We start from the raw sequence: 15,567 nt of genomic DNA, 5'->3' as shown, positions 1-15,567 counted from the left end.
GCCGATTGGACACGCACCGCGTGAGGTGTCCCGTTCGATCGTCTTGGGGTGGAGGCGACCAAACTCGCCGCTCAAACGGCTTGCCCTATAGCTCAAAAGCCAACACAGTTTACCGATGATAAAAGTTTCGAGCCTGATAGACCGGTTCCCAACGGTGTCGTTGATGTGCGGTCTTCTATTATTCGCGGGGGGCGGCGTCACCGCTTACTATTCCATCTTGGCAGTAGGGGTGAGCGATGGTCCCGGCCTGATCACTGCACGCTTGATGCTCGCGGGCTGCATGATTTTTCTAGCCGGTGTATTATTTCTAGTTTGGCGCTCGACTTTGACTTTAATCCACCGCCTATAGTGCTTCGGTTGAAATTGGCCAATTCAGAACCTTCCCCTCCCGTAAACGGGAGGGGTTAGGGGTGGGCGCGAGCGTAGCGAGCTTCCAGCTTAGCCGTTGCAAAACAGCGCAGATGTCGCGCCAGCCCACCCCCTAGCCCCCTCCCGCCTGCGGGAGGGGGAATCTCCACAATCCACCCAAATCGGTCCACCGTCATAATGCCTCTGGAATGCGCAACCCGATCCTGTAGAGGGCGCTGAGGACACCACTCGATCAGGAGCCAAGCCCATGACTTTCCGTATGCCCGCCGAATGGGCGCCGCACGAATGGACATGGATCGGCTTTCCGACCGCTGCCGAGGAGTGGCCCGGCGCGTTCGAAGATGCGCGGCGGCAGATCGCGCAGTTCGCGAGCGCGCTGCATGCCGGCGGCAAGGGCGAGGAAGTGCGGCTGGTCTGCGCCAGCGAGGGCGATGCGGACGTCGCCCGGGCGCTGGTTGCGCCGGGAGTCACCATCCTCGTGCAGAAGCTGGGCGATGTCTGGCTGCGCGATACGGCGCCGCTCGCGGTGATGCGGGGCAGGGAAAGGGCGCTGGTGGATTTCGGCTTCAACGGCTGGGGCGGCAAATATCGGATGCCGGGCGACGAGGACATAGGTGCGCGGCTGGCGGCGACGACGGGACTGCCGACATCGACCCAGAACTGGGTGTTCGAAGGGGGAGCGGTCGACACCGACGGCACCGGCCTGTTCGTGACGACGGAGCAATGCCTGCTCAATCCCAATCGCAACCCCGAACTGGACCGGGGGAAGATCGAAACATTGCTGGCGGGATCGCTGGGGCTTTCCGACATGTTGTGGCTGGGCGATGGCCTGCTCAACGATCATACGGACGGGCATGTCGACAATCTGGCCCGCTTCGTGGCGCCGGGCGTTCTGGCGCTGCCGGAGGCGAGCACGGACGATGATCCCAATGCGGCCGTCTATGCCGACGCACGGGAGCGGGCCAGGGCGTTCGGGGTCGAGGTCGCGTCCATCCCCTCCCCCGGCCACGTGGTCGTGGATGGAGAGGTCATTCCGGCGAGCTACATGAATTTCGCCATCGGGAATGCCGCTGTCATCGTGCCCGTCTATGGCCAGCCCAATGATCAGGCGGCTCTGGATGCGCTCAAGCCATTCTTCCCCGGCCGGGAGATCGTCGGGCTGCGCAGCGACGCGATCCTGTCTGGCGGCGGCAGCTTCCATTGTTGCAGCCAGCAGATGCCGTCCGCCTGAATGAGCGCGATGCTGGCGTTCCGGGCGCTGATCTCCGGGATCATCATTGCCATCGTGTCGGTGGTGTCGCGGCGGTATCCGGGGCTGGGCGCGCTGATCGCGTCATTGCCGCTGATTTCGGTGCTGGGAATGATCTGGCTGTGGAACGACAGGCCGGATGCGGAGAACATGGCGCGCCACGCGGAGGCGACATTCTATTATGTCATCCCCTCCCTGCCCATGTTCCTGCTGATCCCCATATTGTTGCGCCGTGGGGTTTCCTTCGCGCCGGCGCTGATCGCGGGTTGCGCGGTCACGATCCTGCTCTATCTCCTCACCGTCGCCATTGCCGCCCGCATGGGCATTCGTCTTTAGGGTGTTATCGATGACCAAAGTTACCGTCGCCGCGCTCCAGCTCGCCTTTTCCGACGATCGGGCGGACAATATCGAAATGGTCGCCGGCCATGTGGTGAAGGCGGCGGCGCGCGGCGCGAAGATCGTCCTGCCGCCCGAGCTGTTCGAGGGCCCCTATTTCTGCAAGGTCGAGGAGGAGGAGCTCTTCGCCAACGCCCTGCCCCTGGACGAGCATCCCGCCGTGCAGGAAATGCGCAAGGTGGCGAAGGCCGAGGGCGTCTATATCCCGACCAGCTTCTTCGAGCGCGACGGCCATCATCATTACAACTCGCTCGCCATGATCGACGATGAGGGCGAGATCATGGGCGTCTATCGCAAGAGCCACATTCCCGATGGGCCGGGATATGAGGAGAAATATTATTTCCGCCCCGGCAATAGCGGGTTCAAGGTGTGGAAGACGAAATATGGCACCATCGGCGTCGGCATATGCTGGGACCAATGGTATCCGGAAACGGCGCGGGTGATGGCGCTGATGGGCGCGGAGATGCTCTTCTATCCGACCGCCATCGGGTCCGAGCCCTATGACGCGGACCTCGACACCAGCCGCATGTGGCGCCGGGCGATGATCGGCCATGCCGTCAGCAACTGCATGCCCGTGATCGCCGCCAACCGCATCGGCGAGGAGGACGGCCAGAAATTCTACGGCCACAGCTTCATCACCGATGAGTGGGGCGATTTCGCCGCGGAGGCCGACGGCAAGGACAATGGCGCGCTGGTGGCGACGCTGGATTTGGATCAGGCGAGGATGCACCGGGCGGGCATGGGCTTCTTCCGCGACCGGCGGCCGGAGCTTTATGCACGGATCGCGCAGGACATCTAGAGCGCGCGACCTGCGATTTGGCGCAGCGCGCTTCAGGCTGGTGTTCAGTCCGAAAGCTGCAGACGCGACCAGCCTGTGAGCCGGCTAAAGCGTCGCCAGTTCCACCGCCCTCTCGAACACCGCTTCGAACATCCCGGCGGTGAGCCGGCCGGTGTTCTGATTGTAGCGCGAGCAGTGATAGCTATCGATGACCATCTGGCCGCTGGGCATGCGATGCTCCGCCAGATGGGCGAAGCGCGCCTTGGGAAGCTTGCCGCCCAGCACCTTCACCGCCGACTGATGCGCGATCTGGCCCAGCGCGACGAAGACCTGCGCATGGGGCAAGGCTGCGACTGCAGGTTTCAGGAAGGCGCGGCAATTGTGGATCTCCTCCGGCAGCGGCTTGTTCTGCGGCGGCAGGCATTTGACCGCGTTGAGGATGATGACGTTGCGCAGCATGAGCCCGTCGTCGGGCCGCGCCTCATAGACGCCCTGGGTCAGGCCGAATTTGGCGAGCGTGGCGAACAGCAGATCGCCCGCATAATCCCCGGTGAAGGGCCGGCCCGTGCGGTTCGCGCCCGTCTTGCCCGGCGCAAGGCCGACGATCGCGATTCGGCCCAGCTGATCACCGAAAACCGGAACCGGCGCATTCCACCAGCCGGGATGTTCCGCGCGATTCTGCTTACGAAAAGCGGCCAGACGCGGGCAGAGCGGACAATCATGCGGCGCTTCGCTGTGCGGGATAGGACTTTGCAGCGTCATGGCGACGGGATAGGCGCTGTCCGATGGTCAAGACAAGCACCCGTCATGTTTACGCCCTTGCCCTGGGATCGAACCGGCCGCTGTCGGCGCGGATGACCCCGGCATGCCTGTTGAGCGGCGCGGTTCGCATGATCGCGGAACTGGGCCCGGTTCTCAGCGTCGCTCCCGTCATGCAGACCCGGCCTATCGGGCCGTCGCGGCGCATCTTCGTCAATAGCGCGGTGCTGATGGAGAGTTCCCTGCCGCCCGAAGAGATGCTTTCCGGCTTGCAGGCGATAGAGCGCGCTCTGGGCCGCCAGCGGTTCAGGCGCTGGGGGCCGAGGCGGCTGGACATCGACATCATCCTGTGGTCCGGGGGTCGCTGGAACAGCCGCTCGCTGCGCATTCCGCACCCGGCTTTTCGCGAGCGGGACTTCGTACTGACGCCGCTGCTTGCCATTGCGCCGGGCTGGCGCGACCCCGTGTCCCGACTTTCGATCCGCCATTTGCGTTTCCGCCTGCGAAAAGCGGTTTCTGGAGGTTGACCAGCCGCATCGCCGCCTCTAGTGCGTGCGGACCTCAGGACATGAGGGCCCTTAGCTCAGTCGGTAGAGCAACTGACTTTTAATCAGTAGGTCGCTGGTTCGAATCCAGCAGGGCTCACCACCACCTTAGTGGGGATCGCCGCTTCAATCCGGCCTCACTCGACCGCCTTGATCACGAGCGCGGCGAAGCACCATATTTCGATTGAAACCAACAGGCCGAACAAAATGCCGAACATGGCATCAGGCTTCAGAGCGTCGTCCATCTGCCCTCTCCATTTCTTTCTGGAAGATGAACGGCTTAACCGTGCGTCTGGTTCCCGGAGCGTTTCGACGCACAGCCTCGGTTCACCGCATTGGCGATTATCGCCATGCGGGGCCTTTCTCTCGCGGTTCAGCATTTTGGGTGCGGGAGGGCGCCCGCACTCCGTCGTTCCGTCTCGTCAGAGCCTTTCCACTATGGTCACATTGGCCATGCCGCCTGCTTCGCACATGGTTTGCAGCCCATAGCGGGCGCGCCGGTCGTGGAGAGCGCTGACCAGCGTCGCCATCAGCTTGGCGCCCGATCCGCCCAGCGGATGGCCAAGCGCGATCGCGCCGCCATGGACATTGAGCCGGGCGGGATTGGCGTCCAGCACTTGCGTCCAGGCGAGCGGCACCGGGGCGAAGGCTTCGTTGACCTCATAAAGATCGATGTCGGAAAGCTTCATCCCCGCCCGGGCAAGCGCCTTTTCGGTCGCGGGAATAGGCGCTTCCAGCATGATGACGGGATCGTGGCCGAGCACCGTCATCTGGTGCACGCGGGCCAGCGGGGTCAGGCCGTGCGCCTTCAGGCCCGCTTCGTTGACCACGAGCAGCGCGGCGGCGCCGTCGCAGATCTGGCTGGCGCTGGCGGCGGAGATTACGCCGCCTTCGGCCAGCAGCTTGACGCTGGCGATCCTGTCCAGGCTGGCGTCGAAGCGTATGCCTTCGTCGACCTTGTGGACGACCGTTTCGCCTTCCGGGGTGACGACTTCGAGGGGAATGATCTCTGCATCGAACTTGCCCGCCTGCGTCGCGGCGGCGGCGCGGCGATGGCTTTCGAGCGAATAGGCGTCCAGCACATCGCGGGTCAGGCCATATTTCTTCGCCAGCATCTCCGCGCCGCCGAACTGGCTGAAGGGCTGGTTCGGGTAGCGCGCCTCGATGCCGGGGCTGCGATAGGAGCCGAAGCCGTGCTTGGCGGGCAGCGTCCAGGGCAGGCCCATGGGCACGCGGGTCATGCTTTCGACGCCGGCGGCGATCACCACATCCTGCACGCCGGACATCACCGTCGCGGCGGCGAAGTGCAGCGCCTGTTGCGAGGAACCGCATTGGCGGTCGACATGGGTGCCGGGGACGGATTCGGGCAGGCCTGACGCAAGGACAGCGTTGCGGGCTATATTCGCGCCCTGCTCGCCGCCGGGGCAGGCGCAGCCCATGATGACATCTTCTACGGCGGAGGGATCGATGCCGGATCGTTCGACAAGGCCTGCAAGGACTTTGCCCGCGAGATCGGCGGGGTGGACGGCGGCGAGGCGGCCGCCCCGCTTGCCGCCGGCGCTGCGGGCGACGGCGGCGATATAGGCTTCTGCCATCAATCTTCTCCTGTTTAGACGCCGGTGATGCGGATGCCGGAGCCGGGGACTTTATATTTGCGGTTGAGGGCGATCAGGACGGAGGTCAGCCCCTCCGCCACGACCGAATTGCACAGCGGGCCTGCATTCCAGGCGCGCAGGCCGATTTCCTGCGCCAGCGCGACCACCGTGTCGGCGGCTTCGCTGTCGTCGGCGCAGACCAGGACGTCGCATTCGATTTCCTCGTCCAGCCTGGTCAGGTGATGGGCGCTGATATTCTGGAAGGCGGAGACGACGCGGACCCCCTCGCCCAGCATTTTCTGCACGGCTTCGACGGCGGAGCCGCCTTCGGGCAGTTGCACGCGGCTGACTTTGGGCGGGACCAGAGGTACGGTCACGTCGATCAATATCTTGCCCGCCAGCGCCGGTTCGACGTCCTTCACCGTCGATTGCTGCGCAGCATAGGGAACCGCGAGGACGACGATGTCGGCCTGCGCGGCGGCGTCCGGGTTGGCGGCGCCGGTGATGGCGCCCTCGCCCAGAACTTCGTTCATCTGGGCGGCGGCTTCCTGCGCGCGTTCGGCGGTGCGGCTGCCGATGATCACTTTATGGCCCTTATGCGCCCAGCGGAGGGCGAGGCCGCCGCCTTCCTTGCCGGTGCCGCCGAGGACGGCGATGCTCGCCAGAGCTTCATTCTGCATAGGCTAAACTCTCCTGTTCTTTTTGACGCCTGCGCGGAGGCGTGAGGATCATGGGCGTGAGTTCCGCGGCATCCATGCCGCGGTCGTGAATAGGCTGCGCGACCGCGCCATAGGCGGTGCTGCGCTGGCGCGGGGTGCGGCCGAGCGAGCGGATCAGCGCCTCCATTGCGGCGGGGGGCATTTCCTGGCCATGCTGCGTTCCTGCTGCGCGGGAGATGCTCTCGTTCATCAGCGTGCCGCCAAGGTCATTCGCGCCGGAAGTGAGACAGGCCTTCACCCCCTCCTCGCCCAGCTTGACCCAGCTTGTCTGGATCGAGCGGATATGCGGGTGCAGCGCGAGGCGGGCGACGGCGTGCATCAGCCGGACTTCGCGGAAGGTCGGGCCGTGGCGCGCCTCGCCACGCAGGCCCATGGGCGCTTCCATATGGACGAAGGGCAGCGGCACGAATTCGGTGAAGCCGCCGGTGCGGCGTTGCAGGTCGCGGATGCGGATCAGATGGCGCGCCCAGTGGCGGGGCGTGTCGACATGGCCGAACATGATGGTGGCGGTGGTGCGAAAACCGACTTTGTGCGCGGTTTCGATGACGTCCAGCCATTGATCGGTGTCGAGCTTGTCGGGGCAGATGATGGCGCGGACCTCATCGTCCAATATCTCCGCCGCCGTGCCGGGGAGCGTGTCGAGACCCGCCTCCTTCAAGCGGGTGAGGAATTGTTCGACCGTCAGGCCCAATGTCGCCGCGCCTTGCGATACCTCCAGCGGCGAGAAGGCGTGGATGTGCATCTCCGGCACGGCGGCGCGGACGGCTTTGGCGAGGCCCAGATAGGTCTCGCCGGTATAATGGGGGTGGATGCCGCCTTGCAGGCAGACTTCCGTGCCGCCGCGATCCCATGCCTCCCGGGTGCGGCGGAGGACTTCCTCAAGATCGAGATCATAGGGCTTGCCGCGCAGTTGCTCCGCCTTGTCGCCCTTGGAGAAGGCGCAGAAGCTGCATTTATAAAGGCAGATATTGGTATAGTTGATGTTGCGGTTCACGACATAGGTGATGGCGTCGCCCATCACCTGTTCGCGCAAGGCATCGGCGCTGTCGCAAATATGTTCAAGGTCGGTTTCGCGGGCGGAGAAGAGGGTCGCGATCTCCTCTTCATCCAGCAGGGCGCCCGCCATGGCGCGGTCGACGATGGCGGCGATCCTGGGATCGACCGGCAGGGTCGAGGGACGCGTGATGCGGGGCTCCAGCGCTATGCCGGGGGACCATCTGTCCTCGCGAGCGAAGCCCTCCGCATCGGCATGGGCGAGGATGTGGCGCACCATCGCCTTGTCCTGCCAGCGCGCATTGTCCTGCGCATAGGCGGGATAGACCGGCAGGCGGGCGACGAGCATCCGCCCCTCCCCTTCGGTCGCCATGCGTAGGCGTTCGACTTCCGGCCAGGGCGCTTCGGGGTTCACATGGTCGGGCGTGACCGGCGAGACCCCGCCCCAATCGTTGATCCCCGCCGACAGCAGGCGCGGGAAATCGGCGGCCGACAGGTTCGGCGGCGCCTGGATGTTCATCTGCGGCCCCAGGATCAGGCGGGCGGCGGCGATGGTCCAGAGCAGTTCGTCCATGTCCGGTTCGGGCGCATGGGCCATCACCGTGCGTTCCTTGGCGCGGAAATTCTGGACGATGACTTCCTGGATATGGCCGTAGCGCTGGTGCAGGTCGCGGATCGCTTCCAGCGCTTCGATCCGCTCCGCGCGGGTTTCACCGATGCCGATCAATATGCCGGTGGTGAAGGGAATGTGCAGTTCGCCCGCCAAGCGGATCGTCTCCAGCCGCGCCGCCGGTTCCTTGTCGGGCGAGCGATAATGCGCGCCGCCTTTCCGGCAGAGGCGGTCGGAAACGGACTCCAGCATCAGGCCTTGCGACACGGATACGCGGCGGAGCGCAGCCATTTCCTCGCGGGTCATCACCCCGGCATTGATATGCGGGAGCAGGCCGGTTTCATCCCGCACCAGCGCGGCCATTTCGATGAGATAGGAAATGGTGCTCGCATGCCCCAGCCGCACCAGTTCCTCCCCCGCCGGGGCGAAGCGCAACTCCGGCTTGTCGCCCAGCGTGAACAGCGCCTCGGTGCAGCCCGCCGCCCTGCCCGCGCGGGCGACGGCCAGCACTTGCTCGCGGGTCATATAGACGTTCTCGCCGGGCCGGGGCGGCTGGGAGAAGGTGCAATAATGGCAAAGATTGCGGCAAAGCTGGGTCAGCGGAATGAAAACCTTGCGCGACCAGCTCTGCACCCGGCCATGGCCCTCATCGCGCAGCGCGGAGGCGGCGGCGAGCAGGTCGGCCAAGGGCATGTCCAGCAATGCCGCCGCCTGTCCGCTCATCCCGTCCCTGCCTGTCATCATCCTCTCCATCATCTTGTCCTTGCGCCCTTCTCAGCCGACCGGCCCCGGCGGCTCCGGGATCGCGGCCCCTGCTCCACCGATCCGTGCCAGCATGTCCTTCGGAAGGTCGGCCGGCGCGTCCAGCAGGGCGACCAGCGACTGCATGAAATGTTCGAGGCTGGATTCGCTGCCCCACATGGGATGCGCGCGGCTGCGGTCGGCCAGGGCGCGCTGCCGCGCGGAAAGCACGGCGCTGATATAGGCGCCCATGAAGACGAAGCGCTGGTTCTGAAGCGCGGGCGGCAGATGGGGCATCAGTCGGCGCAGATGGTCGAGACAGCGGCCATAGGCGCGGTTCCACGCCGGATCGATCGCGTCCAGCATCATGTCCCTGTGCGTCATGGCGAAGATCACGATGAACTGGACATAATGATCGTCCGACAGGCCCAGCACCGGCTCTATCAGGATGTTCACCACCTGCCGGATGGTGCGGGGGCCGCCCTGCTCCTCCAGCAAGTCCAGCGCGGCATTGCGTTCGCGATCCAGCGCCACCGCGCCGTCCATGACGATGGCGCGGACCAAGGCTTCCTTCGACCCGAAATAATAGCCGACCGCGCCGTGATTCTTCTGCCCCGCCGCCGCTGCGATCTCCCGCACGGTGACGCCGTCGACGCCCCGTTCCGCGAACAGGCGCAACGCGACTTTCTTGATCTGCCCGGCAGCGGCGCTGCGAGCGGCATCATCGGCCCTGGCGAGTTGAAGTCTGACCATGTGTGCATTTTTCTCATTGCCAAGAGCGTTCGTCAAGTGCATTATCCAATTGATCTAATCGACGGTCGAACAGTCGAGAAAAGCGAGGGATGCCCTAGTGAAATCGTCCGTGGAATCAGCATCGGGACCTACGGTCGACATCGAGTCGCTGACGGCGTGGATGACGGACCGGGGACTTGGCTCCGGCCCGCTGACGGACGTGACGCCGCTCGCGGGAGGGACGCAGAATATCCTGCTGCGCTTCAGCCGCGACGGGCGCGACTATGTGTTCCGCCGCCCCCCTGCGCATCCCCGCCCGAACAGCAATGAGACGATGCGGCGGGAGGCGCGGCTGCTGCGCGCTTTGGCCGGGACGAACGTGCCGCATCCGGGGCTGATCGCGGATTGCGGCGATGAGAGCGTGATGGGCGTCGCCTTTTACCTGATGGAGCCGGTGGACGGTTTCAATCCGGTCGGGCAATTGCCGGAACCGCATGCCGGTTCGCCCGCGATGCGCCATGCCATGGGGCTGGCGCTGGTGGACGGCATCGCGGCGCTGGGCGCGCAGGATCATCAGGCGCTGGGATTGAGCGATTTCGGAAAGCCGGAGAATTTCCTCGGGCGGCAGGTGGATCGCTGGCGGTCGCAACTTGCGGGCTATGGCGAGTTTGACGGGTGGACGGGGCCGCAAGCGCTGCCTTCGGTCGGCGCGGTCGGGGACTGGCTGGAGCGGCATAGGCCGGACCGGTTCACGCCCGGCATCATGCATGGCGACTATCATCTGGCCAATGTGATGTATCGCAAGGATGGGCCGGAACTGGCGGCGATCATCGACTGGGAACTGGCGACCATTGGCGATCCGCTGCTGGACCTGGGTTGGGTGCTGGCCACTTGGCCGGACGGGAAGTCGGAAAGCACCGTATCGGTCAGGCCGTGGGACGGTTTTCCGAGCGCCGGGGAACTGGTGACGCGCTATGCCGAAGGGTCGGCGCGCGATCTGTCTGCGGTCGACTGGTATCATGTGCTGGCCTGCTACAAGCTCGGCATATTGCTGGAGGGCACCCATGCCCGCGCCTGCGCCGGGAAGGCGCCGCGCGAGACCGGCGACAGGCTGCATAGCCGCGCCATCCATCTGTTCGAACGCGCTGAGGCGCTGATCCGCTGACATGCATGAGAGGGAATTTCCTTTGACCAACGAACTCGACTTCACCGGGAAGACGGTGCTGGTGGTCGGCGGATCGAGCGGCATCGGCAACGGCATGGCGCAGGCCTTCCGCCAGCGGGGCGCGCAGGTCCATGTCTGGGGCACGCGGGCGAGCGCGGCGGACTATGCGGGCGAGGAAGGGTCGGACCTTGAAGGCGTCGGCTATACGCAGGTCGACGTCAGCGATGCGGCGGCGATTGCGGCGACGCCGGTGCCTTTCGACAGGCTGGACGTGCTGATCCATTCGCAGGGCACGGTCCTCTACCGGCGGCAGGAATTCCAGGCCGAGGGCTGGAACAAGGTGATGGCGGTCAATCTCGACTCCATCCTGCATATTTCCAACCTCTGCCGGGAGGCGCTGGCCGCCGCCAAAGGGACGATCATCGTCGTCAGCTCCATCGGCGCGTTCAAGGCGACGTTCGGCAATCCGGCCTATGCGGCGTCGAAGGCGGGCGCGGTCAATCTGGCGCGGGCGCTGGCGATTGCCTGGGCGGGCGACGGCATCCGCGTCAACGGCATCGCGCCCAGCCTGGTCGACACCAAGATGACCAAGGTGACGATGGACAATGACGAGCGGCGGGAGCGCGCCCTGGCCCGGATACCCATGGGCCGCTTTGGATCGGTGGAGGAAATGGCGGGAGTGGCGCTTTTCCTCGCCTCCCCCCTTGCCGGTTACATTTGCGGGCAGACGCTGGTCGTGGACGGCGGCCTCACCCTTAGCTGAATTTATCCGAGAAGGATCGAGCGATGGATTTCGAATATTCCGACAAGGTGAAGGCGCTGCGGGAGCGGCTCATCGATTTCATGGACGCCCATGTCTATCCGATCGAGAAGGAGCGCGACCATTTCCACCATGACCCCGCGAACCTGTGGAAGCGCTGGCCGGGGACGGAGGAGATCAAGGCGAAGGCGAAGGAAGCGGGCCTGTGGAACCTGTTCCTGCCGCATGAATATGGCGAATGGAGTCCCGGCCTCACCAATCTGGAATATGCGCCGCTGGCCGAGATCATGGGCCGGGTGATCGGGTCTTCGGAATATTTCAACTGCTCCGCGCCGGACACGGGCAATATGGAGGTGTTGGCGCGCTATGGCACGCCGGAGCAGCAGGAGAAGTGGCTGAAGCCGCTGCTGGATGGCACGATCCGCTCCTCCTATGTGATGACGGAGCCGGAGGTGGCTTCTTCGGACGCCACCAATGTCGCCACCACCGTCATCGCGGACGGCGACGATTATGTCATCAATGGCCGCAAATGGTGGATTTCGGGGGCGCTCGATCCCCATACGAAGATATTCATCCTGCTGGGCAAGACGCCCAATGACGGGCCGCGCCACAGGCAGCATTCGCAGATTCTGATTCCCGCCGGCACGCCCGGCATCGAGATCGTCCGTCCGCTCGACGTCATGAATGCGGTTCATTCGCCCGGCGGCCATGCGGAGATGGTCTTCAAGGATGTGCGCGTGCCCAAGGCCAATCTGATCCTGGGCGAAGGGCGCGGGTTCGAGATCGCGCAGGGTCGCCTGGGGCCGGGGCGCATCCATCACTGCATGCGCCTGATCGGGCAGGCGCAGCGGGCGCTGGAATATATGGCGCGACGGGTGGAGAACCGCGTCGCCTTCGGGCGGAAGCTGGCCGATCAGGGCAGCATCCGGCAGGACATCGCCCTCTCCTTCTGCGAGATCGAGCAGGCGCGGTTGCTGACGCTGAAGGCCGCCGATGCGATGGACCGCTATGGCAACAAGGTCGCCAAGGACCTGATCGCCGCCATCAAGATCGTCGCGCCGCGCATGACCCAGACGGTGGCGGATCGCGCGATGCAGGTGTTCGGCGGCATCGGCATGTCGAGCGATTTCCCGCCCGCCGCCGCCTTCATGAATGCACGCTACCTGCGCTTCGCGGACGGTCCGGACGAGGTGCATATGGCGCAGCTTGGCAAGCTCAAGATCGCTGAACTGAACGAACTGCCGGTGCGCTGAAGATTTTGAGCGGAAAGGCGAGGATCATGCTGATGAGCGCCCGGAACCAGAATGACAGCCGGACCAATCCGGGCCTTGGCAGCGCCTGGTGGATGGTGGCGGTTCTGTTCGGGCTCTATGTGCTGAGCTGGGTCGACCGGCTGATCGTGTCGATGCTGGTGACGCCGATCAAGGCGCATCTGCTGCTGTCCGATGTGCAGATCAGCATGATCACCTCGACCTCCTTCGCGATCTTCTATGCGATTTTCGGCCTACCCTTGGGTTGGGCTTCGGATCGGTTTTCCCGGCGCTGGATCATCTTCGGCGGCGTGGTGATATGGGGGGTCGCGACCACGGCCTGCGGCTTTGCGCAAAGCTATGAGGCGCTGCTGATCGGGCGCATCTTCGTCGGGATCGGGGAGGCGGCATTGCTGCCCGCCGCCTATTCGCTGATTGCCGACGCCTTTCCTTCGCACCTGCTGACGCGGGCGACGTCGACCTTCCAGACGGCGGGCAAGGTGGGATCGGCCACGGCCTTTGCGCTGGGCGGCGTCGCCATCGCCTTTGCGACGGCGCATAGCGGCATCCATATTCCCTTCCATGGCCCTGCCCAGCCCTGGCAGTTGGTCATGATGATGGTCGGCGTGCCGGGCATATTGCTCGCCCTGCTGCTGTTCACCTTCCCCGATCCGGGCCGCCGCCGTACGCCCGGTACCGCCGCGAACGGGGAGCAGAAGGGACTGATCAAAGCCTTCGTCACGCAGAACTGGAAGCTGCTGGCGCTGATGCTGGTGGGCACGTCCGCCCTCGCCATGTGCGGCTATTCCATGACCAACTGGGTTCCCGCCTATATCGAGCGGCATTTCGGGTGGAAGCCGGTGCAATATGGCTTTGCGCTGAGCCTGATGAACATCGTGTCCGCCGTGTCGCTGGTGGTGAACGGGTGGATCGTGGACAAGCTGTTCGCGCGGGGCATGAAGGACGCGCATCTGCGCTTCTACGGCTGGCTGATCCTGGGTTTCCTGCCGGTGATCGCCTACATGTTCTTCGCGACGAACCCCTATGTCTTCCTCGCCTGCTATTGCGTGGCGCAGTTCATCACCGTGCCTTTCATGGTCTATGTTTCCTCGGTCATGGGGCTGATCGCGCCAGCGACGATCCGGTCGCGGATGCTGGCGTCCTTCCTGTTCGTCTTCACCATATTGGGCCAAGGCGCGGGGCCCGCCATCGTCGCAGCGCTGACCCAATATGTGTTCCATGACGAGGGCGCGCTGGGCCGGTCGCTGGCGGTCGTGGTCACGGTCAGTTCCATCCTTGCCCTCATCTCCTTCCGCATGGCGCTGAGATACCTCGCGCCGGCCATTGCTTCCCGAAAGGACGTCTGATGTCTTTGACCATCGGCGGGGTCGATCCCGCGCGCCGCGACCAGCTTGCTCTTGCCGACGAGCGGGTGACCTATGACTGGCACCAGTTGGACGAACGGCTCAACCGGGCGGCCAATGCGCTGAACGGGCTGGACCTCACCGAACGGCGCGTGGCGGTGTTCGCGCCCAATAGCGCGGAGACGGTGATCGCCTATGTCGCCTGCCTGGAAGCGGGCATTTCGAGCGTGCCGGTGAGCTTTCACCTGACGCCTTCGGAGGCGGCCTATATTTTGAAGGACAGCGGCGCGGTGGCGCTGCTCGTCGGGCCGGAGACGATGGAGGCGGGACTTGCCGCCGCGGGGGAAGCGGGCGTCGGGACCGTGATCGGCTGGCGCTGCCCGGATCGGGAAGGCGTCATCCATTGGGAGGAGTGGCTGGCGGCGGCTTCGGCGCAAGAGCCGGACCATGATGTGCCGCCGCTGCCGCATCTCCACTATACTTCCGGCACGACCGGACGGCCCAAGGCGACCGAGACGCCGCCGCAATATTTCCCTCGCGTCGCGACCGTGAAGGCCCTGGCCGAAGCGATCCGGCCGAAGATCACGCCCTCGCCGGGCATTGCCGTGGGGCCGCTTTATCATACCGGGCCGCTGGGCATGGCGCGCAATGTCTTCGGCGGGATGAGCCTTATCACCGTCGAGCATTTCGATGCGGAAAGGACGCTGGCGCTGATCGAGAAATATAAGGTCAAAGGCTCCGTGATGGTGCCGACCCATTTCCAGCGGATGCTGGCATTGCCGGAAGAGGTGCGGGCGAAATATGACGTGTCGAGCATCCAGCGGCTTGCCCATACCGGGGCGGCCTGTCCACGTGCGGTGAAGCAGGCGATGATCGACTGGTTCGGGCCGGTGCTGGTGGAGGCCTATGGCGGGACCGAGGCAGGGTCGACCACCTTCATCACCTCGCAGGAATGGCTGGAGCGGCCGGGCTCCGTCGGCAGGGCGCTCGCGCCGTTCGAGACGGTTATTTATGGCGAGGATGGGCGGATACTCGGTCCCAATGAGGTCGGTCAGGTCTATTTCCGCGACACGAGCGGTTACGGCATCGTCTATCGCGGCGATCCGGAGAAGACCGCCGCTGCGCATATCGCGCCGGGCGTCTTCACGCTGGGTGAGATGGGCTATGTCGATGAGGAGGGCTATCTCTTCATCACCGACCGGGTGTCCGACATGATCGTGAGCGGTGGGGTGAATATTTACCCCGCTGAATCCGAGCATGTGCTGCTGCGCCATCCCAAGGTCGCGGACGTCGCCGTGGTGGCCGCGCCCAATGCCGAAATGGGCGAGGAAGCGCGGGCGCTGGTCATTCCCAAGGACGCGGGCGATCCGCCTACGGCTGAGGAACTCAACGCCTTCTGCCGGGCGAATCTGGCCGGGTATAAATGCCCGCGCGGCTATGAGATGGTCGACGACATCGGCCGCACCATCATGGGCAAGGTCAACAAGAAGGCGCTGCGCCAGCGCTTCTGGCCTTCTGATCGCACCATCGGAGGGTGAGTTT

At 64.8% G+C, this 15,567-nt stretch carries 14 protein-coding genes and 1 tRNA gene; 10 read left to right on the top strand and 5 right to left on the bottom strand.

All coding sequences use genetic code 11. From position 1 onward, the window contains the following. Window positions 1-616 precede the first annotated feature (616 nt). From TZ53_RS17155 to aguB, 3 genes are read left to right on the top strand one after another with little or no spacing between them, the layout of a single operon-like run. A complete protein-coding gene (locus tag TZ53_RS17155) occupies window positions 617-1,600 on the top strand; it encodes an agmatine deiminase family protein (protein ID WP_044662076.1) in 984 nt (327 codons plus the stop codon). A gap of 9 nt (window positions 1,601-1,609) precedes the next feature. After that, entirely contained in the window at window positions 1,610-1,954 is a 345-nt protein-coding gene (locus tag TZ53_RS17150; protein WP_371873086.1) for a DUF3147 family protein, read from the top strand. A gap of 10 nt (window positions 1,955-1,964) precedes the next feature. Further along, complete coding sequence (aguB, locus tag TZ53_RS17145; protein ID WP_044662074.1) at window positions 1,965-2,813, top strand: N-carbamoylputrescine amidase; 849 nt, start codon at window positions 1,965-1,967, stop codon at window positions 2,811-2,813. 84 nt (window positions 2,814-2,897) lie between these two features. On the opposite strand, the gene TZ53_RS17140 is transcribed toward aguB, so the two are convergent. Then, window positions 2,898-3,554, bottom strand: coding sequence for a uracil-DNA glycosylase (locus TZ53_RS17140; protein ID WP_044662073.1), 657 nt, complete (start codon window positions 3,552-3,554; stop codon window positions 2,898-2,900). 23 nt (window positions 3,555-3,577) lie between these two features. Here TZ53_RS17140 and folK point away from each other — a divergent pair, with 23 nt between their 5' ends. Further along, window positions 3,578-4,078 (top strand): 2-amino-4-hydroxy-6-hydroxymethyldihydropteridine diphosphokinase, encoded by a 501-nt coding sequence (folK, locus tag TZ53_RS17135; protein WP_044662072.1) that lies wholly within the window; start codon window positions 3,578-3,580, stop codon window positions 4,076-4,078. 45 nt (window positions 4,079-4,123) lie between these two features. Beyond that, window positions 4,124-4,199 (top strand) — tRNA-Lys (locus tag TZ53_RS17130). Between the two features lie 319 nt (window positions 4,200-4,518). On the opposite strand, the gene TZ53_RS17125 is transcribed toward TZ53_RS17130, so the two are convergent. The 4 genes from TZ53_RS17125 to TZ53_RS17110 are packed head-to-tail and all read right to left on the bottom strand — an operon-like array spanning window position 4,519 to window position 9,507. Next, the gene (locus TZ53_RS17125) at window positions 4,519-5,691 is read right to left on the bottom strand and encodes an acetyl-CoA C-acetyltransferase (RefSeq protein ID WP_044662071.1); all 1,173 of its coding nucleotides are present in this window, start codon (window positions 5,689-5,691) and stop codon (window positions 4,519-4,521) included. 14 nt (window positions 5,692-5,705) lie between these two features. After that, the gene (gene npdG / locus TZ53_RS17120) at window positions 5,706-6,371 is read right to left on the bottom strand and encodes an NADPH-dependent F420 reductase (RefSeq protein ID WP_044662070.1); all 666 of its coding nucleotides are present in this window, start codon (window positions 6,369-6,371) and stop codon (window positions 5,706-5,708) included. Further along, window positions 6,361-8,757, bottom strand: a complete 2,397-nt coding sequence (gene cofH / locus TZ53_RS17115; protein ID WP_443216137.1) for a 5-amino-6-(D-ribitylamino)uracil--L-tyrosine 4-hydroxyphenyl transferase CofH — start codon at window positions 8,755-8,757, stop codon at window positions 6,361-6,363. The genes npdG and cofH overlap by 11 nt, the downstream gene beginning before the upstream one ends. A gap of 30 nt (window positions 8,758-8,787) precedes the next feature. After that, window positions 8,788-9,507 (bottom strand): TetR/AcrR family transcriptional regulator, encoded by a 720-nt coding sequence (locus TZ53_RS17110; RefSeq protein WP_025548123.1) that lies wholly within the window; start codon window positions 9,505-9,507, stop codon window positions 8,788-8,790. 109 nt (window positions 9,508-9,616) lie between these two features. Between TZ53_RS17110 and TZ53_RS17105 the strand changes: the two genes are divergently transcribed. From TZ53_RS17105 to TZ53_RS17085, 5 genes are read left to right on the top strand one after another with little or no spacing between them, the layout of a single operon-like run. Next, entirely contained in the window at window positions 9,617-10,651 is a 1,035-nt protein-coding gene (locus TZ53_RS17105) for a phosphotransferase family protein (RefSeq protein ID WP_044662068.1), read from the top strand. 22 nt (window positions 10,652-10,673) lie between these two features. Then, window positions 10,674-11,414, top strand: coding sequence for an SDR family NAD(P)-dependent oxidoreductase (locus TZ53_RS17100; protein WP_044663116.1), 741 nt, complete (start codon window positions 10,674-10,676; stop codon window positions 11,412-11,414). A 23-nt stretch (window positions 11,415-11,437) separates the two neighbouring features. Continuing rightward, window positions 11,438-12,664 (top strand): acyl-CoA dehydrogenase family protein, encoded by a 1,227-nt coding sequence (locus TZ53_RS17095; RefSeq protein WP_044662067.1) that lies wholly within the window; start codon window positions 11,438-11,440, stop codon window positions 12,662-12,664. 32 nt (window positions 12,665-12,696) lie between these two features. Further along, window positions 12,697-14,028: an MFS transporter gene (locus tag TZ53_RS17090; protein ID WP_130029949.1), complete on the top strand. Its 1,332-nt coding sequence runs from the start codon at window positions 12,697-12,699 to the stop codon at window positions 14,026-14,028. Continuing rightward, the gene (locus TZ53_RS17085) at window positions 14,028-15,563 is read left to right on the top strand and encodes an AMP-binding protein (RefSeq protein ID WP_044662065.1); all 1,536 of its coding nucleotides are present in this window, start codon (window positions 14,028-14,030) and stop codon (window positions 15,561-15,563) included. Before TZ53_RS17090 ends, TZ53_RS17085 begins: the two co-directional genes overlap by 1 nt. The last annotated feature ends 4 nt before the right edge of the window (window positions 15,564-15,567 follow it).

The sequence above is a fragment of the Sphingobium sp. YBL2 genome (assembly GCF_000943805.1).
Taxonomy (GTDB): domain Bacteria; phylum Pseudomonadota; class Alphaproteobacteria; order Sphingomonadales; family Sphingomonadaceae; genus Sphingobium; species Sphingobium fuliginis.
This window is presented reverse-complemented; position numbering and strand designations above follow the sequence as displayed.